16 protein-coding genes are annotated in these 22248 nt (G+C 70.5%); 12 read left to right on the forward strand and 4 right to left on the reverse strand.

What is annotated here, in order from left to right:
• Positions 1–18: 18 nt before the first annotated feature.
• The 6 genes from glgX to glgB all read left to right on the forward strand — a co-directional run bounded on the left by glgX (position 19) and on the right by glgB (position 10120).
• Positions 19–2148 (forward strand): glycogen debranching protein GlgX, encoded by a 2130-nt coding sequence (glgX, locus tag JOF40_RS12395; protein WP_129184906.1) that lies wholly within the window; start codon positions 19–21, stop codon positions 2146–2148.
• Positions 2149–2187: 39 nt separating this feature from the next.
• On the forward strand, positions 2188–2868 hold the full coding sequence (locus tag JOF40_RS12400) for an alpha/beta hydrolase (protein ID WP_209674575.1): 681 nt from the start codon (positions 2188–2190) through the stop codon (positions 2866–2868).
• A 127-nt stretch (positions 2869–2995) separates the two neighbouring features.
• Complete coding sequence (locus tag JOF40_RS12405; protein ID WP_129184904.1) at positions 2996–4972, forward strand: alpha-1,4-glucan--maltose-1-phosphate maltosyltransferase; 1977 nt, start codon at positions 2996–2998, stop codon at positions 4970–4972.
• Complete coding sequence (treS, locus tag JOF40_RS12410; RefSeq protein ID WP_129184902.1) at positions 4969–6813, forward strand: maltose alpha-D-glucosyltransferase; 1845 nt, start codon at positions 4969–4971, stop codon at positions 6811–6813. The genes JOF40_RS12405 and treS overlap by 4 nt, the downstream gene beginning before the upstream one ends.
• Positions 6810–8231, forward strand: a complete 1422-nt coding sequence (locus JOF40_RS12415) for a maltokinase N-terminal cap-like domain-containing protein (protein WP_129184900.1) — start codon at positions 6810–6812, stop codon at positions 8229–8231. The genes treS and JOF40_RS12415 overlap by 4 nt, the downstream gene beginning before the upstream one ends.
• Entirely contained in the window at positions 8228–10120 is a 1893-nt protein-coding gene (gene glgB, locus JOF40_RS12420; RefSeq protein ID WP_129184898.1) for a 1,4-alpha-glucan branching protein GlgB, read from the forward strand. The genes JOF40_RS12415 and glgB overlap by 4 nt, the downstream gene beginning before the upstream one ends.
• Before the next feature lie 146 nt (positions 10121–10266).
• Here glgB and JOF40_RS12425 read toward each other — a convergent pair whose 3' ends face one another.
• The 4 genes from JOF40_RS12425 to JOF40_RS12440 form a co-directional block, all read right to left on the reverse strand.
• Positions 10267–10923 carry a class I SAM-dependent methyltransferase gene (locus JOF40_RS12425; protein ID WP_246152997.1) on the reverse strand — a complete coding sequence of 219 codons (657 nt, stop codon included), beginning with the start codon at positions 10921–10923 and terminating at the stop codon, positions 10267–10269.
• An 8-nt stretch (positions 10924–10931) separates the two neighbouring features.
• Positions 10932–11981, reverse strand: a complete 1050-nt coding sequence (locus JOF40_RS12430; protein WP_129184896.1) for a prenyltransferase — start codon at positions 11979–11981, stop codon at positions 10932–10934.
• Entirely contained in the window at positions 11982–12695 is a 714-nt protein-coding gene (locus JOF40_RS12435) for a class I SAM-dependent methyltransferase (RefSeq protein WP_129184894.1), read from the reverse strand.
• 74 nt (positions 12696–12769) lie between these two features.
• A complete protein-coding gene (locus JOF40_RS12440; RefSeq protein ID WP_129184892.1) occupies positions 12770–14032 on the reverse strand; it encodes a glycosyltransferase family 4 protein in 1263 nt (420 codons plus the stop codon).
• Between the two features lie 355 nt (positions 14033–14387).
• Here JOF40_RS12440 and JOF40_RS12445 point away from each other — a divergent pair, with 355 nt between their 5' ends.
• The 6 genes from JOF40_RS12445 (at position 14388) to JOF40_RS12470 (ending at position 22225) form a co-directional block, all read left to right on the forward strand.
• Positions 14388–16901 (forward strand): coiled-coil domain-containing protein, encoded by a 2514-nt coding sequence (locus JOF40_RS12445; RefSeq protein ID WP_129185998.1) that lies wholly within the window; start codon positions 14388–14390, stop codon positions 16899–16901.
• A 64-nt stretch (positions 16902–16965) separates the two neighbouring features.
• Positions 16966–18108 (forward strand): hypothetical protein, encoded by a 1143-nt coding sequence (locus JOF40_RS12450; RefSeq protein WP_129184888.1) that lies wholly within the window; start codon positions 16966–16968, stop codon positions 18106–18108.
• Between the two features lie 151 nt (positions 18109–18259).
• Positions 18260–18427 (forward strand): hypothetical protein, encoded by a 168-nt coding sequence (locus JOF40_RS12455; RefSeq protein ID WP_209674577.1) that lies wholly within the window; start codon positions 18260–18262, stop codon positions 18425–18427.
• Between the two features lie 170 nt (positions 18428–18597).
• The gene (locus tag JOF40_RS12460) at positions 18598–19380 is read left to right on the forward strand and encodes an electron transfer flavoprotein subunit beta/FixA family protein (protein ID WP_129184884.1); all 783 of its coding nucleotides are present in this window, start codon (positions 18598–18600) and stop codon (positions 19378–19380) included.
• Positions 19381–19400: 20 nt separating this feature from the next.
• The gene (locus JOF40_RS12465; RefSeq protein WP_209674579.1) at positions 19401–20348 is read left to right on the forward strand and encodes an electron transfer flavoprotein subunit alpha/FixB family protein; all 948 of its coding nucleotides are present in this window, start codon (positions 19401–19403) and stop codon (positions 20346–20348) included.
• 233 nt (positions 20349–20581) lie between these two features.
• Positions 20582–22225, forward strand: a complete 1644-nt coding sequence (locus JOF40_RS12470) for a peptide ABC transporter substrate-binding protein (protein ID WP_129185961.1) — start codon at positions 20582–20584, stop codon at positions 22223–22225.
• Positions 22226–22248 lie beyond the last annotated feature (23 nt).

The raw sequence follows: 22248 nt of genomic DNA on the forward strand, positions 1-22248 counted from the left end.
CCTGAGACACTGGACGACATGGTCACCCACCCCACCGCCGATGCCCCCGTGCTCGCCGGTCGTCCCTTCCCGCTCGGTGCCCACCCCGAGGCGGGAGGGGTGCGGTTCGCGGTGGCCAGCAGCGTCGCCGACGGCGTCGAGGTGTGCCTGGTCGACGACGACGGCACCGAGCGTCGCATCGCGCTGACCGAGCGGACGTTCGGCGTGTGGCACGGGCTCGTCCCCGGAGTCACGCCCGGCCAGAAGTACGGCTTCCGGGTGCACGGCCCGTACGAGCCCAAGACGGGCCTGCGGTGCAATCCGCACAAGCTGCTGGTCGACCCCTACGCCCGCCGCATCAGCGGGACGATGACCGACTTGGACGCCGCCCTCGGCTATGCCGACGACCCCGACGGAGTCGAGCCCAGCACCGTCGATTCCCTGGGCAGCGTGCCGCTCAGCGTCGTCACGAGCCCCGGCGGGCCCGACACGGGCGTCAAGCCGGAGATCCCGTTCGAGGAGACCGTGGTCTACGAGCTGCACGTCAAGGGCTTCACGGCGCAGCACCCCGACGTCCCCGAGGCGCTGCGCGGCACCTACCTCGGCCTCGCGCACCCCGCCGTCATCGAGCACCTCGTGCGTCTCGGCGTCACGAGCGTCGAGCTGCTGCCGGTGCAGGCATTCAGCGACGAGCCGTCGCTCGTGCGCGACGAGCGCCACAACTACTGGGGCTACTCGCCGCTCGGCTACTTCGCTCCGCACGCGGGCTACGCGAGCGAGCCGGGTCGCGAGGTCGAGGAGTTCCGCACGATGGTCGCCGCCCTGCACGCGGCCAACATCGAGGTCATCGTCGACGTCGTCTACAACCACACCTGCGAGGGCGGTCCGGACGGCCCGACGCTGAGCTTCCGCGGCTACGAGGCACCGGCCTACTATCTGCACGACGACGACGGCCACATGGCCGACATCACGGGTTGCGGCAACACGCTCGAGGCCAGCTCGCCGACCGTCATCCGCCTGGTCACCGACTCGCTGCGCTACTGGACCACCGAGCTGGGGGTCGACGGGTTCCGGTTCGACCTCGCCAGCACCATGGGACGTCCGCGCGGCGGCGCGTTCGACCGCGACTCGGCCCTGCTGACCGCCATCACGACCGATCCGGTGCTGTCGCGGTGCAAGCTCATCGCCGAGCCGTGGGACGCGACGGGCGAGGGCTACAAGGTGGGCTTCTTCGCCGCGCAGTGGGCCGAGTGGAACGGCGTCTACCGCGACACCGTTCGCGACTTCTGGCGCGGCGAGGCCGGCGGTGTCGACAACCTGGCCTACCGCCTCTCGGGATCGTCAGACCTGTACGACCACACGCTGCGCCGCCCGTGGCAGTCGATCAACTTCGTCAACGCCCACGACGGCTTCACGCTGCGCGACCTCGTGTCGTACGACGAGAAGCACAACGAGGCCAATGGCGAGGACAACCGCGACGGCACCAACGACAACCGCTCGTGGAACCACGGTGTCGAGGGCGAGACCGACGACGCCGGGGTCAACGAGCTGCGCTCGCGCCAGGCGCGCAACCTGTTCGCGACGCTGATGCTGTCGACCGGCACGCCGATGTTCGTCGCCGGTGACGAGCGGTGGCGCACGCAGGGGGGCAACAACAACGCGTACTGCCTCGACGACCCGACGTCGTGGGTCGACTGGACCGAGACCGAGGCGTCCGAGCAGATGCTGGCCTTCGCCCGGCGGGTCGTCTTCCTGCGCGCCAACAGCCCGGCCCTGCGGCAGCCCGAGTTCTTCGACGGCCGCACGACGCCGACGGGTCGGCCCGACCTGATCTGGCTGCGCCCCGACGGCCGCGAGCTCGACGAGGACGACTGGGCTGACGACGAGTGCCGCACCCTCGGCATGTGGATCGACGGGTCCAACAGCCAGTCGCGCACGCGTGAGGGCGAGCTGCTGACCGACCACTCCTGGCTCCTGTTGATGCACGCGGGTGCCGATGCCGTCGACGTGACGCTGCCGGGTGCCGAGTTCGGCACGACGTTCGAGCCCACGCTCGACACGACGAGCCCTGACGGCGCACCGCGCGCCGGCGAGCCGCTGCCCGCCGGTGCGACGGTGACGCTCGAGGGACGGTCTCTGCTGCTGCTCAAGGCACCGCGAGAGCAGTGACACAGTGTCGGGCCGGCCACGAGGGGTAAGACTCGTCACGTGACCAACAGCCCCCGACTGATTGCCGTCTCCGAGCCACGTCGCGCGGAGGCGGTCGTGCTCGTCCTGCATGGTGGCGCGAGCCGGCGGGACGACCCGCGGGTCAGCCCGACGCAGCTGTCGGTGCTGCGCATGATCCCCATCGCCCAGCGCGTCGCCAAGGCCGACCGGCGACGTCTCGCGGTCTACCGGCTGCTCAACTCCACCCGCGGGTGGGCCACGGGCCACACGCCCGTCGACGACGTCCACTGGGCGATCGACCAGCTGGCCGACGGATTCGGCTCCGGGCTGCCCGTCGGCCTGGTCGGGCACTCGCTGGGCGGTCGGGCGGCGATCCTGGCGGCCGACCGTCCCGAGGTCCGCAGCGTCGTGGCGCTCAATCCGTGGGTCTACCCGGCCGACGGCGACGTCGACCTGACCGGTCGGCGCGTCCTCGTGGTGCACGGGTCCGACGACCGCATCGCGACGCCCGACCGCTCGGCCGCCGCGGCGAGGAGGCTGTCGCGCACCGCCGACGTGTCGTTCGTCAGCGTCACGGGCGGCAAGCACGCGATGCTGCGGCGGGGACGCGAGTTCGAGCGTCTCGCGGCAGACTTCTCGGCCGCGACGCTGCTGGACGACCGCACGCCCCGCGGCGTCGTGGCCCAGGCGCTGGCCGGCGAGTCCACGATCCAGATCTGAGCCGCGCGGGTTGTTGCGTCAGGCGTGGGGCGTGACAGGGTGGGTACGGGGCCTGCTCACGAGCGCGAGCGGGTTCACGCCCAGCACCGCGTGACCACGATCGTCCGACAACAGTGAGGGAGCGTGCATGACCGGCCGTCTCGGCATCGATGACGTCACACCTGAGGTCGCAGGCGGGAGAGACCCCGCCAAGGCCGTCGCCGGCGAACACGTCCCGGTCACCGCCACGGTGTGGCGCGAGGGCCACGACGCCGTCGCCGCCACCGTCGTGTGGACGGGCCCCGACGGCTCCGAGCGCGCGACCCGCATGGTCGAGGTCGGCTCGGGGCTCGACCGATTCGCCGCGACGATCGTGCCCGACGCGGTCGGCACGTGGACGTTCCGGGTCGACGCCTGGGGAGACCCCTGGTCGACGTGGACGCACGCCGCCACGGTCAAGCACGCCGCCGGCCAGGACGCCGCCGAGCTGGCCAACGACCTCGAGATCGGCGCGCGCGTGCTCGACCTCAAGGCCGGCACCAAGGGTCTTCTGCGCGATGCTGCGGTGGCCCTGCGCGACACGTCCCTGTCGCTCGACGAACGCCTCGCCCCGGCGCTTGGTCCTGACGTGCAGCAGGCCATGCACGACGATCCCGTCCGTGAGCTCGTCACCGAGGGCGTGCCCCACACGCTGACGGTCGACCGCTCGAGGGCGGCCTTCGGCTCCTGGTACGAGCTGTTCCCGCGCTCGACCGGTGGCGTCGACAAGAAGGGACTGCCCAAGCACGGCACGTTCAAGACGACGGCCAAGGCCCTCGACCGCGTAGCGCAGATGGGCTTCGACGTCGTGTACTTCCCGCCGATCCACCCGATCGGCCGGCTCAACCGCAAGGGCAAGGACAACACGCTCACCCCGACGCCCGACGACGTCGGCTCGCCGTGGGCCATCGGCGCGGCCGAGGGCGGACACGACGCCGTCCATCCCGACCTCGGGACGATGAAGGACTTCGACGCCCTCGTGCGCCGCGCCCGCAAGCTCGACCTCGAGGTCGCGCTCGACCTCGCGCTGCAGGCCGCGCCCGATCACCCGTGGGCGTCCGAGCACCCCGAGTTCTTCACGGTGCTGCCCGACGGCACGATCGCCTACGCCGAGAACCCGCCCAAGAAGTACCAGGACATCTACCCGCTCAACTTCGACAACGACCCCGACGGCGCGTTCGCCGAGATGCTGCGCATCACCATGGTGTGGGTCGAGCGCGGCGTCCGCATCTTCCGGGTCGACAACCCGCACACCAAGCCCACGAGCTTCTGGGCGTGGCTCATCGCGACGGTCAAGCAGACCCACCCCGACGTGCTGTTCCTCGCCGAGGCGTTCACGCGTCCGGCCCGGCTCTACGGCCTCGGCCGCGCCGGCTTCACGCAGAGCTACACCTACTTCACGTGGCGCACGACCAAGGACGAGATCGTCGACTTCGGTCAGGAGATCCGCGACCGGTGGGACGAGTCGCGCGCCAACCTGTTCGTCAACACCCCCGACATCCTGCCCGAGCACCTGCAGGTCGGCGGCCCCGCGATGTTCGCGATCCGCGCTGCCCTGGCCGCGACGCTGTCGCCCACGTGGGGCGTCTACTCGGGCTTCGAGCTGTTCGAGCACGAGCCGCAGAAGCCCGGCAGCGAGGAGTACCTGCACTCCGAGAAGTTCGAGCTGCGTCCCCGCGACTGGGTCGCCGCGCTCGAGGAGGGACGCTCGCTCGAGCCGTGGATCACCCGGCTCAACGAGATCCGCCGCGCCCACCCGGCGCTGCAGCAGATGCGCACCCTGCACTTCCACGACGTCGACCACGACGCGCTCGGGGCGTACTCCAAGCAGGATCCCGCCACCGGCGACACGGTGCTCGTCATCGTCTCGCTCGACCCGCACGAGTCGCGTGAGGGCACGGTCCACCTCGACCTGCCCGCTCTCGGCCTCGACTGGGACGACCGACTCATCGCCCATGACGAGGTCACCGGCGAGACGTACGACTGGGGCGCGGCCAACTACGTCCGACTCGACCCGCTCCGCGCGGTCGCCCACATCATCACCCTCCAGGCCAGGGGCGAACAGCCCGAGAGAGAGCTGACATGACCGACGAGCAGACCATCGACACCGCTGAGGCACCCGCGCCCGACGCGGCCCTCGCGGGGCTGGAGCAGACGCCGCACACCGGAGAGGCGGTCGAGCCCGACGGCACCTTGGTGCAGCCCGAGGCCGACGACTTCGGCCACGCCGAGCAGGCACCCAGCAACCCCGACTGGTTCAAGCGCGCGGTGTTCTACGAGGTGCTCGTGCGGGCGTTCGCCGACTCCAACGGAGACGGCACCGGCGACCTGCGCGGCCTGGCCGGCAAGCTCGACTACCTGCAGTGGCTCGGCGTCGACTGCCTGTGGCTGCCGCCGTTCTACGCCTCGCCCCTGCGCGACGGCGGGTACGACATCAGCGACTTCCGGGCCGTGCTGCCCGAGTTCGGCACGGTCGACGACTTCGTCTACCTGCTCGAGGAGGCGCACAAGCGCGACATCCGCGTCATCACCGACCTCGTCCTCAACCACACGTCCGACGCCCACCCGTGGTTCCAGGCGTCGCGCAACGACCCCGACGGCCCGTACGGCGACTACTACGTGTGGAGCGACGACGACGCCAAGTACCCCGACGCGCGCATCATCTTCGTCGACACCGAGTCGTCCAACTGGACGTACGACCCCGTGCGCGGGCAGTTCTTCTGGCACCGGTTCTTCAGCCACCAGCCCGATCTCAACTTCGAGAACGCCGAGGTGCGGGAGGCGATGATCGACGTCCTGCGCTTCTGGCTCGACCTCGGCATCGACGGATTCAGGCTCGACGCCGTGCCCTACCTGTTCGAGGAGGAGGGCACCAACGGCGAGAACCTGCCGCGCACGCACGAGTACCTGCGCGAGGTGCGCTCGACGATCGATCGCGAGTACCCCGGACGCATCCTGCTGGCCGAGGCCAACCAGTGGCCGGCCGACGTCGTGGAGTACTTCGGCAACCCCGACGTCGGCGGCGACGAGTGCCACATGGCGTTCCACTTCCCGCTCATGCCGCGCATCTTCATGGCGGTGCGCCGCGAGTCGCGGTTCCCGATCTCGGAGATCCTGCAGCAGACCCCCGAGATCCCGTCGGGCACGCAGTGGGGCATCTTCCTGCGCAACCACGACGAGCTGACCCTCGAGATGGTCTCCGATGAGGAGCGCGACTACATGTACGCGGAGTACGCCAAGGATCCGCGCATGAAGGCCAACATCGGCATCCGTCGCCGGCTCGCGCCGCTGCTCGACAACGACCGCAACCAGCTCGAGCTGTTCACCGCGATGCTGCTGAGCCTGCCCGGCTCGCCGGTCCTCTACTACGGCGACGAGATCGGTATGGGCGACAACATCTGGCTGGGCGACCGCGACGCGGTCCGTACGCCGATGCAGTGGTCGCCCGACCGCAACGCCGGTTTCTCTCGGTCCGACCCGGGTCGCGTCTACCTGCCGCCGATCATGGACCCGACCTACGGGTACGAGGCCATCAACGTCGAGGCCCAGCAGGACAACGCCGCCTCGCTGCTCAACTGGACGCGCCGCATGATCGCGATCCGCAAGCAGCACGGGGCCTTCGCGGAGGGCGAGTTCATCGACCTCGGCGGCTCCAACCCGAGCGTGCTGGCCTACCTGCGGCGTTGGGAGCGTCCGGACGGCGAGCTCGACGTCGTGCTGTGCGTCAACAACCTCTCGCGGTTCCCGCAGCCCGTCGAGCTCGAGCTGGGGACGTTCGAGGGATCCACGCCGGTCGAGCTGACCGGCAGCGTGCGGTTCCCGCGCATCGGCGAGCTGCCGTACCTGCTGACCCTGCCGGGTCACGGCTTCTACTGGTTCCAGCTCTCCGAGCTCGGCGACCAGGGCGAGCGAAGGAGCATGACATGAGCGGACCTCTCGAGCCTGTCGACTCCCTTGAGCCTGGCGAAAGGTCCCACGAGGCCACGGTCGAGGCCATCGCCGCGGCCCTGCCGCAGTGGCTGCCCTCGCAGCGATGGTTCGCGGGCAAGGACCGCGAGGTCACCGGCGTCCGGCCGCTGACCTGGTCGACGATCCTCGACGGCGACCCGCTGCTGCTGCACCTCGTCGTCGAGGTCGAGCAGGACGACCGCGCCGAGCCCTATCAGCTGCTGGTCGGCAGCCGGCGGTCCGAGGTGCCCGATGTCGCGAGCTCGGTGACGATCGTCGATGTCGACGGTGCGACGTTCTACGAGGCGTGCGGCGACGCCGACCTGACCTCCGCGCTGCTCGACTCGATGGCCGACGGCACCTTGGTCGACGGGCTGCACTTCGAGTCCGAGCCCGGTGCCGAGCTGGCCCGCGGTCTCCGCGCGCACCCCATCACGACCGAGCAGAGCAACACCTCGCTGGTCTACGGCTCGCAGTACATCCTCAAGCTGTTCCGCAAGCTCAGCCCCGGGGTCAACAAGGACCTCCTGCTTCACCGGGCCCTGCGGGAGGTCGGCTCGCAGCACATCGCCGAGCCGCTCGGCTCGATCAGCGGGACGCTGGCGGGGGAGCCCACGACGATCGGCATGCTGCAGCGCTTCATGACCGACGCCGTCGACGGCTGGGTCATGGCCACCACGAGCGTGCGCGACCTGATGGCCGATCCGTCGGTGGCACCCGAGGAGCTGGGCGGCGACTTCGCCGGTGAGGCGTCACGACTGGGTGCAGCCGTCGCCGACGTGCACGCCGACCTGCGCACGGCGCTCGGCACGGAGGACGCGGACGCCGACGAGCTCGAGCGCACGGTGCAGGTCATGCTCGACCGCCTCGACCGCGTCGCGGCGGACGTCCCCGAGCTCGCCCCCCACGTGCCGGGACTGCGCGACGCCTTCGACGCGATGCGTCACCACCCCGTCCCGGTCGAGATGCAGTACGTCCACGGTGACCTGCACCTCGGCCAGGTGCTGCGTACCCTCGGCGGCTGGTTGATCCTCGACTTCGAGGGCGAGCCCGCCGCATCCGTCGCGGAGCGGTCGAGGCTGCGGTCTGCGCTGCGCGACGTCGCCGGCATGCTGCGCTCGTTCGACTACGCGGCGCAGCAGCTGCTCGTGGGTCGTCCCGACGACCCGATCCTGACCGATGTCGCGATGAGCTGGGCACACCGCAACCGCGAGGCGTTCTGCGACGGCTACGCCGAGGTGGCGGGGTCCGACCCGCGCGACGCGGCCGTCCTGCTCCGCGCCCTCGAGCTCGACAAGGCCGTCTACGAGGTCTCCTACGAGCACGCCAACCGTCCCGACTGGCTCTCGGTGCCCCTGGCATCGATCGAGCGCATCATGACCGAAGGATCCTCATGACAGCCACCCACTGGCCCGCCAGCATCGGCGAGCTCGACCTGCACCTCATCTCCGAGGGACGCCACGAGCGCCTCTGGGACGTCCTCGGGGCCCACGTGCGGACGCTCGAGGACGCCGGCGGCGGCTCGGTCTCGGGCACTGCCTTCGCGGTGTGGGCACCCAACGCCCGCGCCGTGCAGGTCATCGGCGACTTCAACTTCTGGGGCGGCGACCAGCACGAGATGCGCCCGATCGGCTCCGGCGTGTGGGACCTGTTCGTCCCGGACGTCAGTGCCGGCACGGCCTACAAGTTCCGTGTGCAGGGTCCCGACGGGTCGTGGCGCGAGAAGGCCGACCCCATGGCGTTCGGCACCGAGGTGCCGCCCGCGACCGCGTCGGTGGTCACGGCCTCGACCCACACGTGGAGCGATGACGACTGGATCGCCCAGCGCGCGGCCGTATCACCGCTGACGTCACCCATGAGCATCTACGAGGTGCACCTCGGCTCGTGGCGCCCGGGCCTCGACTACCGCGAGCTCGCCGACGAGCTGGGCGACTACCTGACCGAGACGGGCTTCACGCACGTCGAACTGATGCCCGTCGCCGAGCACCCGTTCGGCGGGTCGTGGGGCTACCAGGTCACGTCGTACTACGCACCCACCTCCCGCTTCGGCTCGCCCGACGACTTCCGGTGGTTCGTCGACCAGCTGCACCAGCGCGGCATCGGCGTCATCGTCGACTGGGTGCCGGCGCACTTCCCGAAGGACGAGTGGGCGCTGGCCCGCTTCGACGGCACGCCGCTCTACGAGCACCCCGACCCCCGCAGGGGCGAGCAGCCCGACTGGGGCACCTACGTCTTCGACTTCGGTCGTCGCGAGGTGCGCAACTTCCTGGTCGCCAACGCCCTCTACTGGTTCGAGGAGTTCCACCTCGACGGGCTGCGCGTCGACGCCGTCGCGTCGATGCTCTACCTCGACTACTCCCGCAACGAGGGGGAGTGGCTGCCCAACCAGCACGGTGGGCGCGAGAACCTCGAGGCCGTCCAGCTGCTGCAGGAGCTCAACGCGACGGTCTACAAGCACCACCCCGACGTCATGATGATCGCCGAGGAGTCGACGGCTTGGCCGGGCGTCAGCCGTCCCACCGACGGCGGCGGACTCGGCTTCGGCTTCAAGTGGAACATGGGCTGGATGCACGACACGCTCTCGTACCTCGGCCACGACCCCATCCACCGCTCCTACCACCACGGCGAGATGACCTTCTCGATCGACTACGCGTTCAGCGAGAACTTCGTCCTGCCGCTGTCGCACGACGAGGTCGTCCACGGCAAGGGCTCCCTGTGGGGACGCATGCCCGGCGACGCCTGGAACAAGGCGGCCGGCGTGCGCGGCCTGCTGGCGTTCATGTGGGCGCACCCCGGCAAGCAGATGCTGTTCATGGGCGGCGAGTTCGGCCAGGAGAGCGAGTGGGCCGAGTCGCGGTCGCTCGACTGGGGGCAGCTCGACGACCCCCTGCACCTCGGCATCCTGCACCTCGTCACCGACCTCAACGCGTTCTACCGGTCGGCACCTGCGCTCTGGACGATCGACGACCGTCCCGAGGGGTTCCGGTGGATCGATGCGAGCGACACCGCGGGCAACGTCATCGCGTTCGTGCGCACGGGGTCGGACGGCTCGCAGGTCGCGTGTGTCGCGAGCTTCGCTGGCCAGCCGCACCACGACTATCGCATCGGCCTGCCAGCCGGCGGCACGTGGCGCGAGGTGCTCAACACCGATGCCGAGATCTACGGCGGATCGGGCGTCGGCAACCTCGGCGCGGTCGAGGCCGAGGACGTCCCGATGCACGGCTTCGAGCACTCGGCCGTCCTGCAGCTGCCCCCCAGCGGCGTCCTCTGGCTGACCCCGGCCTGACCCACGCCTGAGGGCGGTGCGCTGGCGTCCACTCGTTTCGGCGGGCGGTGCGCCAGCGTCCAAGGCTCGGGCGATCTTGGACGCTGGCGCACCGCCCCAGTCGCAGGGTGGACGCTGGCGCACCGCCTCGCGGACTGGGACGGGGTCTAGTGGTGGTGGGCGGAGAGGACGACGCGCTGCAGCACGCGCAGCGAGCCGGTGACCGACCGCTCCACGAACTCGCCGCTGTCGATCGCCTGGCGGTAGATGTGGAACGGTGCCTGGCCGCCGTCGGCGGGATCGGGGAACACGTCGTGGATGACGAGCACGCCGCCGAGGCGCACGTGCGGTGCCCAGCCGTGGAAGTCGGCCTGCGCCGCCTCCTCGGTGTGCCCGCCGTCGACGAACACCAGGTCGAGCGGCGTCTGCCACCACCGCGAGATCGCCGACGAGCGACCGACCATCGCGACAACGAAGTCCTCGAGGCCCGACAGGGCGATCGCCCGGCGGGCGAACGGCAGGGTGTCCATGAGCCCCAGCTCGGGGTCGACCAGCGACTCGTCGTGGTACTCCCAGCCCGGCTGCTGCTCCTCGGAGCCGCGGTGGTGGTCGATCGTCACGACGGTCGAGCCGGTCGCCGACGCCGCATGCGCGAGGTAGAGCGTCGACTTGCCGCAGTAGGTGCCCACCTCGAGCGCGACCCCGCCCTGCAGGTGCTCGACCGCGGCAGCGTGCAGCGCCAGGCCCTCGTCGGGCGGCATGAATCCCCGGGTCGACTCGATCAGGGCCGCGAGCTCGTGGGGCAGCGTCACAGCGGGTGTCACGGGGGGCGTCACAGGGTGCACGGGGCGTCGACCTTCCAGTCGCGGAGGAGGGGCAGACCGGTGCCGCGGAAGAGTCCGCTGCCCGGGGTGGTGCGCGACAGCGCGTCGGCGGCCAGGACGACGGTCGCTGCCGTCCACGTCGTGCGCTCGACGGGCCACCGGACGTCGTCGTCGAACACGAGCCCCGTCCAGTACGACCCGTCCAGCTCGCGCAGGTGCTGCATCGACGCCAGCAGCCTGACGGCGTCGTCGGTGCGACCCAGTGCGTCGAGCGCCAGCACGAGCTCGCACGTCTCGGCACCCGTCACCCAGTTGTTGGGCGTGACGCAGCGGCACCCGACGCCGTCGACGACGAACTCGTCCCACCGGTCGTCGATGCGGGCCTCGGCCGCCGCCCGCGGCATAGCGCCGCCCAGCACGGGGTAGTACCAGTCCATCGAGTGCGGCTTGGCGACGAACAGCTCGGGATGCTCGTCGAGCGCGTGACGCAGGCGGGATCCCGCGAGCTCCCAGTCGGGACGCTCCGTGCCGACGAGCTCGGCGAGCGCCACCCCGCACCGCAGGCTCAGGTGGATGCTGGCGTTGCCGGTGACCAGCGCGTCGTCGACCGGACCGCCGTCCCCTGACGCCCAGACCACCGCTCCGTCGGGACGTTGCATCGTCAGCGCCGCGTCGAGCCCGCGCTCGACCACGGGCCACATCTGGTCGACGAAGGAGCGGTCACCCGTGACGAGCCAGTGGTGCCACGTGCCGGTCGCGAGGTAGGCGCAGAAGTTGGAGTCGGTGTGGGAGTCGGTGACGGCCTCGTCGTCGAACCGGATGGGCCACGAGCCGTCGTCGCGCTGGGTCGAGCGGCTCCAGGCGTACGCGCGGGCCGCGTCGTCGACGAGGCCGGCAGCACTGAGCGCCATCGCGCCCTGCACGTGGTCCCACGGATCGGTGTGCCCGCCCGCGTACCAAGGGATCTCGCCCGACGGCAGCTGCACGGCGGCGATCGACCCGGCCGTCAGGGCGACCTGCGCGCGGCTCAGCACGCCCGGCACGTGGGGGAGCGCCATTCAGAAGGGCTTGGAGAAGTAGAGCGCGACGCTCTTGCCGATGACCGGGTCGAGCGCACGCTCGGCGAGCCGGGTCGTGCGCGGCGCCTTCATCATGTCCCACACCAGCAGGCGGTGATAGCCACGGACGAGCGGGTGCTGGTCGCGCTCGACGCCGACGGCGCACTTGAGCCACCAGTAGGGGGAGTGCAGCGCGTGGGCGTGGTGCCGGTGCGTCGTCACGAGACCGTGGCTCTCGACCTTGGCCTGCAGCTCGTCGGCCTTGAAGATGCGGATGTGGCCGCCCTCGTTGGCGTGGTACTCGTCCGACAGGGCCCAGCAGATGCGCTCGGGCAGCCACCGCGGGACCGTGATCGCCAGGATGCCGCCCGGGGCGGTGATGCGGACGAGCTCGGCGACGGCCTGGTCGATCTCCGGCACGTGCTCGAGGATCTCCGAGGCCAGGACGACGTCGAACGACCCGTCGTCGTACGGCATGTCGAGGATCGTGCCGACCTTGACCTGTGCGCTGCCGCCAGGGGGCACCTCGCCGACCTCGTCCATCGCGCCGAACATGTCGTCGACGGCCTTGAGCTCGACCTCGTCCATGTCGAACGCGGTCACGTCGGCGCCCCGGCGCAGCGCTTCGTACGAGTGGCGGCCCGCGCCGGCACCCACGTCGATGAAGCGGGTGCGGCGGCCGACCCTCAGGCGGTCGAAGTCAACGGTCAGCATGCTGGGTCCTCACGGTCAGGCAGATCGGGCGGGCAGGTCGGTCGGTGCATATCGGTCAGGGCAGGTCGGTGGGATCAGGGGCGGCGGGTGCGTCGACGCGCGGCGTCGACGGCCTCGGAGTACGCCGCGACGGTGGCCTCGGCCACCGCCGTCCAGCTGTAACGCTCCAGGGCACGCCGACGTCCGGCAGCACCCAGGCGCGCACGGTCGGTCGGCGACTCGACGAGCCCGCGGATCGCGCTCGCGAGCGCCTCGGCGTCGCCCGGCTCGACCAGCACGGCGCACTCGCTGATCCCGGCGTCATCGGTGCCCACGACCTCGGGCAGGGCACCGGCATGGGTCGCCACCACAGGGGTGCCGCACGACATCGCCTCGACGGTCGGCAGCGAGAAGCCCTCGTAGAGCGAGGGGACGCACATGATCTCGGCGCTGGCCAGCAAGGTGGCCAGCGCCTCGTCGGAGATGCCGGTCACGACGTGCACGGCGTCGGCGATGCCCAGCTCGGCGATGCGTCGCTCGGTCGCGCCGCCCGGCTCGAGGCTGGAGACGAGCTCGAGGTGCACGTCGTGCTCGGTACGCACCTTGGCCAGGGCCTCGAGCAGGTGGACGACGCCCTTGAGCGGCTTGTCGGCGCTGGCGATCGCGACGATCCGTCCCGGCACCCGGTCGCCGGCGGGGGCGAACAGCTCGGTGTCGACGCCGAGGGGCACGACGCGCATCTGGTCGGGGTCTAGGTCGAAGTCGGCGACGGAGTCGGCCGCCGAGGCCCCCGCCACGGCCAGGACGATCGGGATGCGGCGGGCGACGCGTGCCTGCATCGGCACGAATCCGTACCACCGCGACACCGACAGCTTGCGTCGCCACGAGGTCGCCGCGGTGAGCTCGACCCGACGGTCGCGGCTGATGGGATGGTGCACCGTGGCTGCCAGCGGCGTGCCCCGGCGCATGATCGCGAGGAGTCCGTAGCCCAGGCTCTGGTTGTCGTGCACGACGTCGAAGTCGGCGGCACGGTCCTTGAGGATCGCGGAGGCGCGCAGGCTGAACGTGAGCGGCTCGGCGAAGCAGCCCGTCAAGGTGAGCGCGTACTCGAGCACGTCGGTCGCGCTGCCGAACTCGCGGAGCCGCGGGGTGCGGAACGGATCGGGCTCACGGAAGAAGTCCATGCTCGGGACCTTCGTGAGCCGCACGCGGGGGTCGAGGTCGTCCGGGTAGGGCTGGCCCGAGAACACCTCGACCTCGTGCCCCAGCTGGGCCAGGCCGCGGCTGAGGTGGCGGACATAGACGCCCTGGCCGCCGCAGTGCTCCTTGGTCCGGTACGACAGCAGTGCTATGCGCACGCACACTCCTCGGTTACTGATCGGTAGAGGGACCATCATGCCGGGTGACGCCTCTGTCCGGTGCGGCGGCCGGTGTCGATGCCGTGGGCTGATCATTCGGAACCTCGGCCGTCCTCGCTCGTTGAGGAGTCGGTCCCGTCCCGACCGATGGAAGTGCCTGTCGCTACGGGCCGTCCGCCCGCGAGAAGTCGCGTGACAGGGGTGACGGATGGGGCATACTGATCCACGACGTGCCACCAGGGGTAGATGAAAGGGAGTCATGACCGACTCACAGTCCAACCAGCCGGTCGACCGTCGGCGGGCAGATCCCTTGCAGGTCGCCGCTGACATGATCGATCAGGAACAGGGAGACACCTTGCCCTCGCCCGCCGCCGCGTCCGCGCCCGAAGAGGGCCAGACCCGCCACGACGTGCCGTCGCGCGGCGACGACTCCGCCGGCTCCGACGACAACAGCCCCCGCGCGCGTCGCGCTGCTGCCCGTGCCGCCCGCCAGGCCGCCGCCGACAAGCGCCGTGCCGAGCGCGCCGCCGCCAAGAACTTCGCCGCCTCGCGCCGCCAGTCCACCCCGGCAACCGAGTCGTCCGACGACGGACGTCAGTCCGCCGCCGAGGCACCAGTCGAGCAGACGCTCGCCCAGAAGCTCGACGCCGCTCGCGAGGCGGTCTCGACCCCGCCCGACCGCGCACCCGAGCCCGCCCGCGAAGAGCCGGCCACCGTGACGCAGACCTTCCCGGCGGTGACGCCCGAGCCCGCCTCCGACACATCGGCCTATGAGCGCCCGCGCACCGAGCCGGCAACCTCTGCCGCGGCAACCTCTGCCCCGACGGACTCGCCCTTCGGACGGTTCGGCAGTGCGCCGACCGCCGCGGAGTTCTCGTCGGACGCCCCGGCACCGGCCGAGGAGCCGGAGCCCACGCCTGAGGTCCGCCCCGAGCCGGTCGCAGTGACGCCGGAGCCCGTCGTCGTCGAGGAGCCGGTCGTCGAGACGATCGTCAACACCGACCCCGAGCCCGAGCCGGAGCCGACCCCCGAGCCGGAGCCGACCCCCGAGCCGGAGCCGACCCCCGAGCCGGAACCGACGCCAGAGCCCACGCCCGAGCCCGAGCCGGAGCCGACGCCAGAGCCCACGCCCGAGCCGGAGCCCGCGCCGATCCCCGTGTCGTTCGGCGAGCCGGTCGAGGAGTCGCGGCCCGAGCCGCAGCCCGTCGCCGTGGCCACGTCGGAGCCCGCACCCATCACGTTCGCCGAGAAGCTCGCCGCCGCCAGCGCGGCAGCCCAGCAGCGCGTCGCCGCCGCCCGGGCGGAGGCAGCACGCCTCATGGAGGAGGCCGCCCGCGAGCGGGCCGAGGTCTCGGCCCGCCTGACGGCAGACGAGGCCGCGCAGCGCGAGGTCACCACCGCCAAGCTCAAGGCCGCCGAGCAGGCCGCCGCCGAGCGCGTCAGCGCAGCCCAGCGGGAGGCCGACCGGGTCTCGGCCGAGATCGCGCGTGAGCGCGAGGCCGCTGCCGCCAAGATCGCCGAGTTGCAGCGCGAGGCCGATGCCCGTGTGGCCGCGGCCAAGGCGAAGGCCGAGGACGAGGCACAGCGTCGTATCGAGCAGGCCGAGTCGCAGGCACGCCAGCTGGCCGAGCAGGCCGAGGCCGACGCCAAGATCACCGCCGAGCGCCGCCTGGCCGAGTCCGAGAAGGCAGCCGAAGAGGCCGCGCAGCGTCGTCTCGAGCTCGCCGAGCAGGACGCCCAGCGCCGGATCGAGGAGGCACGCGCCGAGGCCGACAAGGTCGCCGCGCAGGCCGCCGCCGACCGCGATGCGGCCACCGCACGGCTGGCGCGTGAGCGTGAGGAGGCCGACGCCCGTCTGGCCGAGGTCAGGCAGCAGGCCGAGCGCACGATCCGCGAGGCCGAGGAGACTGCCGCCAGCCACGTCGCCGCCGCCAAGGCAGAGGCCGAGAAGTACGCGCAGGAGACCGCTGCGGAGCGCGTCGCCATCGCCGTGCGGGTGTCCGATGCCGAGCGGGCCGCCGAGGAGAAGCTCGTCGCGGCCAAGGTGCAGGCCGACCGGCTTGCCGCCGAGGCTGCGCAGCGCCACGAGGAGGCTGCCGCCGAGCTCGCCCGCGAGCGCGACGACGCCAAGGCGCTGGTCGACCGCGCCAACGAGGAGGCCGCCAAGCTGGCGCGCGAGGCTGAGGCCGAGCGCGCCGAGGCCGCGGCCAAGCTCGCCGATGCCGAGCGCTACGCCGCCGAGAAGATCCGTGCCGCCGAGGCTGAGGCCGAGCGGGTCGCTGCTGACGCCGCCGAGTCCAACCGGATCGCTGCCGCTGCGCGTGACGAGGCCGAGCGCAAGCTCGCGACCGACGTCGAGGCCGCCCGCCTCGACGCCGAGCGCAAGATCGCCGAGGCCGAGCGCGATGCCGCTGCCCGCATCGCTGCCGCGCAGGAAGAGGCGCGACGAGTCGCCGAGAAGGCCGAGCAGGATGCCCGCGAGCGGGTCGCTGCCGCCCAGGCCGAGGCCGAGCGCGTCACGATGCAGTCCAAGCGCGATGCCCAGGACCGGCTCAGCCAGGCCGTCGCCGCGGCACGGTCGGCTGCCGAGGAGAAGCTGCAGGAGGCCGAGCGCACCGCACTCGAGTGGGTCGCCGCGGCCGAGGCCGAGGCCGAGCGGGTCGCCCAGGAGCACATCGTCATGGCCAACCACTCGTCGGTCGCGACGCCCCTGTCAGCCCCAGCTCCCCTCGTCGACGAGTACGTCGACGAAGCACCTGAGCCAGACACCGCACCGTCGCCAGCTGCCGACCAGACGCCCGAAGAGGTGAGTGACGAGTCCGGGGCCCTCGCCCCCAAGATCAAAAAAAGGGTCGTCCGACGCAGGTGAGCGACGTGCAGCACCCGTAGCGCCGACCACGCAGACGGTCGAGGTTTCGCCGATCACGATTCCGGTGGCCCTCGAGGCGTCGGCGGCTGAGCCGGGCCGCGAGGTGTCCGACGCGCCGGCCGACCGGCGTGCCGGCCGGTCGTCCCGGCGTGAGGCGAAGCTCGCGGTGCGACGACAGCGCGCCACGGCCAAGCAGGCTGCGGCTGACGCGCGCGCCAGGGCACGTGCTCTGGCTGCGGCGACGAAGGCCGCGGAGCGGGTCGACTCCGCCAGGGCGGACGAGATCGCCCCGGAGGTGCGCGAATCCGCTGAGCCTGACGGTGCGTCCGCGCTCGCCGACGGGACCGCCGCGCCTGCCGAAGAACACGACGAGCCGCCCGTTGCCGACTTCACTGGAGGACCTGCCGTGCAGCCCGACGAACACCCGTCCACCGATGACACCCAGATCCGGCCCGGAGAACAGATGGTGGTCGAGCAGCCCCTCCACGAGGAGCAGGCCGAGGACGTCGTGGCCGACGAGGAGCCCCGACGCGAGGCAGAGGCACCCCGACACACAGAGCTCGAGGCTCCTCTGGCGCATGCTCTGGCCCGCGCCGCGCAGTTCGAGCGCGAGAACGAGGCCGCGCGACAGGCAGCAGCCGAGGAGGCCGAGCTGCAGGCGCGGGCCGAGGCCGACAAGCCGCCCCGTGAGGGGCGCTCCGAGGCCAAGGCGCTGCGACGGAGCGCCAAGGAGTCGAAGCGTGCCGCCACGCCCCCGCGGCGGACCGCCAAGACATCCCAGCGTCCCGCCAAGGACGACCACATCGTCGAGCCGCCGCGCGAGCCGAAGGTGCCACTGCGCGAGCGACTGGTCAAGCGGCGCACGGACGGAAAGGGCTCGCCCACGGCAGCGGCTCCGGCCACGCCGCGGGGGAGTCGGGTCGTGTCGGCGGTCGCCGGGCTGATCGGCGCGCTCGGGCTGATCTGCTCGGTCGTGCTGGCCTTCGGTGCCCTGCTGGTGGCGCTCGACGAGACCGGTAGCGGGGTCTACGACACCGTCTCGTCCGTGTGCGACGCCCTGGTGGGCCCCGCACGCGACATCGTGTCCTTCTCGGGCAGCAACGCCGCGATGAAGGAGGCGCTCGTGGCCTGGGGTGCCGGCGCGATCGTCTACCTGGTGGTCGGCATCGCGGCCCAGACGGTCCTGCGGTCCAGGATCGACGACTGACCGACGCCGACCGACCGACCGCGGGCGGAGGCGGAGGCGGACGACCCGGGGCCGGGGGAGTCGTGCGCCACGTGCGATGTCGCGTCATGAAGTGCGGGCCAGCGGGTCTGTACAGGTGTCACCGCCCGTGTCACCACAGATCGGACCCCGCATGCTCCTGGCCATCGCACTCGTCGTCGTCGCGGCCTTCGTCGCCTCCGTCGTCTCGGCGGTGCTCATCAGCACGCGCCGCGCCGCATCGCTGGTCGACGGCTCGATGCTCGAGCTCGTGCTGGAGGTCAAGCCGCGTACCGCTGGCTCGAACCGATCACGGATGTGATCTACCGCATGCCGCCCATTTGTCGCCCTCATTACTACGCTTGGGTAACATTCAGGTGAAGTAGGGTCACCTCACCGAGCCGCTCGGCACGGGTTGTCAGACCCCCAACAGTCACTGACTGACGCGGCGACCGCCTGGTCGTCGTGCCCCAGATTCACAGGAGGGTCCTCGTGACCAAGATCGTTGTTGCTGTGAAGTACGTCCCGGACGCTACGGCTGACCGGACGTTCAGCGCCGATAACACCGTCGATCGTGTTGGTGTGGACGGTCTGCTGTCCGAGCTCGACGAGTACGCGGTCGAGCAGGCGCTGCAGACGATCGAGGCCGGTGACGGCGAGGTCGTCGTGCTGACGGTCGGGCCGGAGCAGGCGGCCGACGCGGTGCGCAAGGCGCTGCAGATGGGTGCCGATTCGGGCATCCACGTGCAGGATGACGCGATCCACGGTTCCGATGCGTTCGCGACGTCGGAGATCCTGGCCAAGGCGATCGAGAAGGTCGGCGACTTCGACCTGCTGTTCTTCGGCATGGCCTCGACCGACGCTGGCCTGGGTGTCGTCCCGACGCTCGTGGCCGAGCGCCTCGGCCTTCCGGCCGTCACGTTCGCCTCGGAGATCACGGTCGACGGCGACACGGTCAAGATCCGCCGCGACGGCGACGTCGCGACGCAGGAGATCGAGGGCACGGGCAAGCTCGTGGTCTCGGTGACCGACCAGACCGGCGAGGCCCGCTACCCGTCCTTCAAGGGCATCATGGCCGCCAAGAAGAAGCCTGTCGAGGAGTGGTCGCTGGCCGACCTGGGTCTGGATGCGAGCAGCGTGGGTCTGGACAACGCCTGGACCAAGGTCGAGTCGTTCGAGCCCCGTCCGCCGCGCACGGCCGGTGAGATCGTCACCGACGAGGGAGACGGCGGCGTCAAGCTCGTCGAGTTCCTCGCGTCCAAGAAGTTCGTCTGAGAAGGCCGAAGGAATCTGACATGACTGAAGTTCTCGTTCTCATCGACGCTCCCGACGGCAAGGTCACCAAGCCCTCGCTCGAGCTGCTCACGATCGCCCGCCGCATCGGCGAGCCCTCCGCGGTCGTCTTCGGCTCCGCCGACAACGGCGTCCTCGCCGAGTACGGCGCCGAGAAGATCTACACCTATGACGACGCCGTCTACGACGAGTACCTCGTCGGTCCCAAGGCCGAGGCGCTCAGCCAGCTCGTGGCCGAGGTCAGCCCCGCCGCGGTGCTCACCGGGTCGTCCACGGAGGCCAAGGAGATCAGCGCCCGCGTGGCGCTCAAGACCGAGTCGGGCTGGATCGGCGACGCGGTCGACGTCCAGGCTGATGGTGGCACGGTCACCACGACGCAGTCGGTCTTCGCCGGCAACTTCACGGTGCGGTCGCAGGTCACCAAGGGTGCGCCGGTCATCTCGGTCAAGCCCAACTCGGTGGCTCCCGAGGCCGTCAGTGGTGCCGGTGCGGTGGAGGCCAAGACGGCCGACATCACGGATGCTGCCAAGGGTGCGAAGATCACGGCGTCCAAGGAGAAGGCCGCCTCGGGTCGCCCCGAGCTGACCGAGGCCGCGATCGTGGTCTCCGGTGGGCGTGGCACCGGTGGCGACTTCACCGAGGTCGAGGCGTTCGCCGACAGCCTCGGTGCCGCCGTGGGAGCGAGCCGTGCTGCGGTCGACTCCGGCTGGTACCCGCACAGCTTCCAGGTCGGCCAGACCGGCAAGACGGTCTCGCCGCAGCTGTACGTCGCCAACGGCATCTCTGGTGCGATCCAGCACCGGGCCGGCATGCAGACGTCCAAGACGATCATCGCGGTCAACAAGGACGACGAGGCCCCGATCTTCGAGCTCGTCGACTTCGGCGTCGTGGGCGACCTCAAGGCCGTCCTGCCCGCCGCGACCGACGAGGTCAAGAAGCGCAAGGGCTGATCCCAGCCCCTCACGACGGCCGGTCCGCACCCTCGGGTGTGGGCCGGCCGTCGTCTTGCCATCTGAGACAGGCCATCACCGATCTGACCAGGTCGGATGACCCCGCGGAACTATTGACTTTTTTGGTGTCACTTTGATTAAGCAGGCCGCGAGTGCTGTCCCGTGCAGGGTCCTCGGTGATAGTCATAGGAGGCGCGCGTCAGCGTGCACCTGATCTAACACAGGAGGAATCCATGCGACTCACCCGGCGAACACGCCTTGCGGGAGTGGCCCTGATCGCCGCCGCCAGCCTCACCCTGGCTGCGTGTGGCGGCGGCAGCGGCGGCGGCAGCGGCGGCGGCAGTGGTGACGGCGTCATCACGGTCTACGGCACCAACCCCCAGAACCCGCTGATCCCGACCGCGACCAACGAGGTCGGCGGTGGTGACCCGATCCAGAACCTGTTCTCCGGTCTGACCGCATACAACTCCGACGGATCCATCGTCAACGACGTGGCCGAGTCGATCGAGCCCAACGACGACAGCACGCTGTGGACGGTCAAGATTAAGGCCGATCAGAAGTTCACCGACGGTTCGGCCGTCACGGCCAACTCCTTCGTCAAGGCGTGGAACTACGGCGCCAACCCGGCGAACAAGCAGCTCAACAACTACTTCTTCTACCCGATCGCGGGCACGGACGACGTCGGCAACACGGAGAAGGGGGCGGATACCGTCTCGGGCCTGAAGGTCGTCGACGACTCCACGTTCACGATCCAGCTCAAGGAGCCGGAGTCCGACTTCCCGCTGCGCCTCGGCTACTCGGCCTACTTCCCGGTTCCCGACGCCGCCTACGACGCGAGCGGCAAGATCACCAAGGCCTACGGCAACAAGCCGATCGGCAACGGCCCCTACATGCTGACCGACAGTGGCTGGGAGAAGAACAAGCAGATCTCCCTCAAGCCCAACCCCGACTACACCGGCCCGCACAAGCCGAAGAACAAGGGCCTGGTCTTCAAGTTCTTCAACTCGGTCGACTCGGCGTACACCGCCGTCCAGTCGGGAACCCTCGACGTCCTCGACCAGGTGCCGCCGAGCGCTCTCACGACCTTCGAGAAGGACCCGGCCGTCAAGGCCTACAACCAGCCCGGCTCGAGCTTCTCGTCGTTCACGATCCCCGAGCGCCTCGAGCACTTCGGCAATGACGAAGAGGGCAAGCTGCGTCGCGCGGCGATCTCCGAGGCGATCAACCGTCCCGAGATCACCGAGAAGGTCTTCAACAACGCCCGTACGCCCGCCACCGACTTCACCTCCCCGGTGCTCGACGGCTGGACCAAGGACGTGCCCGGCAACGAGGTGCTGACGTTCAACGCCGACGACGCCAAGGCCAAGTGGGCCGAGGCCGACAAGATCAAGCCCTGGAGCGGCACGTTCGAGCTGGCGTACAACAACGACGGCGCGGGCAACAAGGAGTTCTCCGAGGCCATGACCAACCAGATCAAGAACGTGCTGGGCATCGATGCGGCCCCCAAGGCCTACCCGACGTTCGACGAGCTGCGCACGGTCGTCACCGACCGCAGCATCAAGACCGCGTTCCGCACCGGTTGGCAGGCCGACTACCCGTCGATGCTCAACTACCTGGCACCGATCTACGCCAAGGGCGCCGGCTCCAACGACGGCGACTACGACAACCCGGAGTTCGACAAGCTCATCCAGCAGGCCGCGGCCGCCACGGGTGACGATCGCTACAAGCTCATCACCGAGGCCCAGACGGTCTTGCTGACTGATCTCCCGGCGATCCCGCTGTGGTACCAGAACGCGACTGCGGTCACGAACAAGGACCTGAAGGGGTACGTGTTCAACTGGCAGCAGAAGCCTGACTACTACGCACTGACGAAGTAGCTTCTCAGGCCCCGCCGCTCGCG

Source organism: Aeromicrobium fastidiosum, assembly GCF_017876595.1.
Lineage (GTDB): Bacteria > Actinomycetota > Actinomycetes > Propionibacteriales > Nocardioidaceae > Aeromicrobium > Aeromicrobium fastidiosum.

Excerpts from the sequence above, each read along its gene's own strand:
- JOF40_RS12430 (WP_129184896.1), bottom strand. The coding sequence starts at position 11,981 with ATGGCGCTCCCCCACGTGCCGGGCGTGCTGAGCCGCGCGCAGGTCGCC.
- JOF40_RS12470 (WP_129185961.1), top strand. The coding sequence starts at position 20,582 with ATGCGACTCACCCGGCGAACACGCCTTGCGGGAGTGGCCCTGATCGCC.
- JOF40_RS12465 (WP_209674579.1), top strand. The coding sequence starts at position 19,401 with ATGACTGAAGTTCTCGTTCTCATCGACGCTCCCGACGGCAAGGTCACC.
- treS (WP_129184902.1), top strand. The coding sequence starts at position 4,969 with ATGACCGACGAGCAGACCATCGACACCGCTGAGGCACCCGCGCCCGAC.
- JOF40_RS12415 (WP_129184900.1), top strand. The coding sequence starts at position 6,810 with ATGAGCGGACCTCTCGAGCCTGTCGACTCCCTTGAGCCTGGCGAAAGG.
- JOF40_RS12455 (WP_209674577.1), top strand. The coding sequence starts at position 18,260 with ATGCTCCTGGCCATCGCACTCGTCGTCGTCGCGGCCTTCGTCGCCTCC.
- JOF40_RS12435 (WP_129184894.1), bottom strand. The coding sequence starts at position 12,695 with ATGCTGACCGTTGACTTCGACCGCCTGAGGGTCGGCCGCCGCACCCGC.
- glgB (WP_129184898.1), top strand. The coding sequence starts at position 8,228 with ATGACAGCCACCCACTGGCCCGCCAGCATCGGCGAGCTCGACCTGCAC.
- glgX (WP_129184906.1), top strand. The coding sequence starts at position 19 with ATGGTCACCCACCCCACCGCCGATGCCCCCGTGCTCGCCGGTCGTCCC.
- JOF40_RS12405 (WP_129184904.1), top strand. The coding sequence starts at position 2,996 with ATGACCGGCCGTCTCGGCATCGATGACGTCACACCTGAGGTCGCAGGC.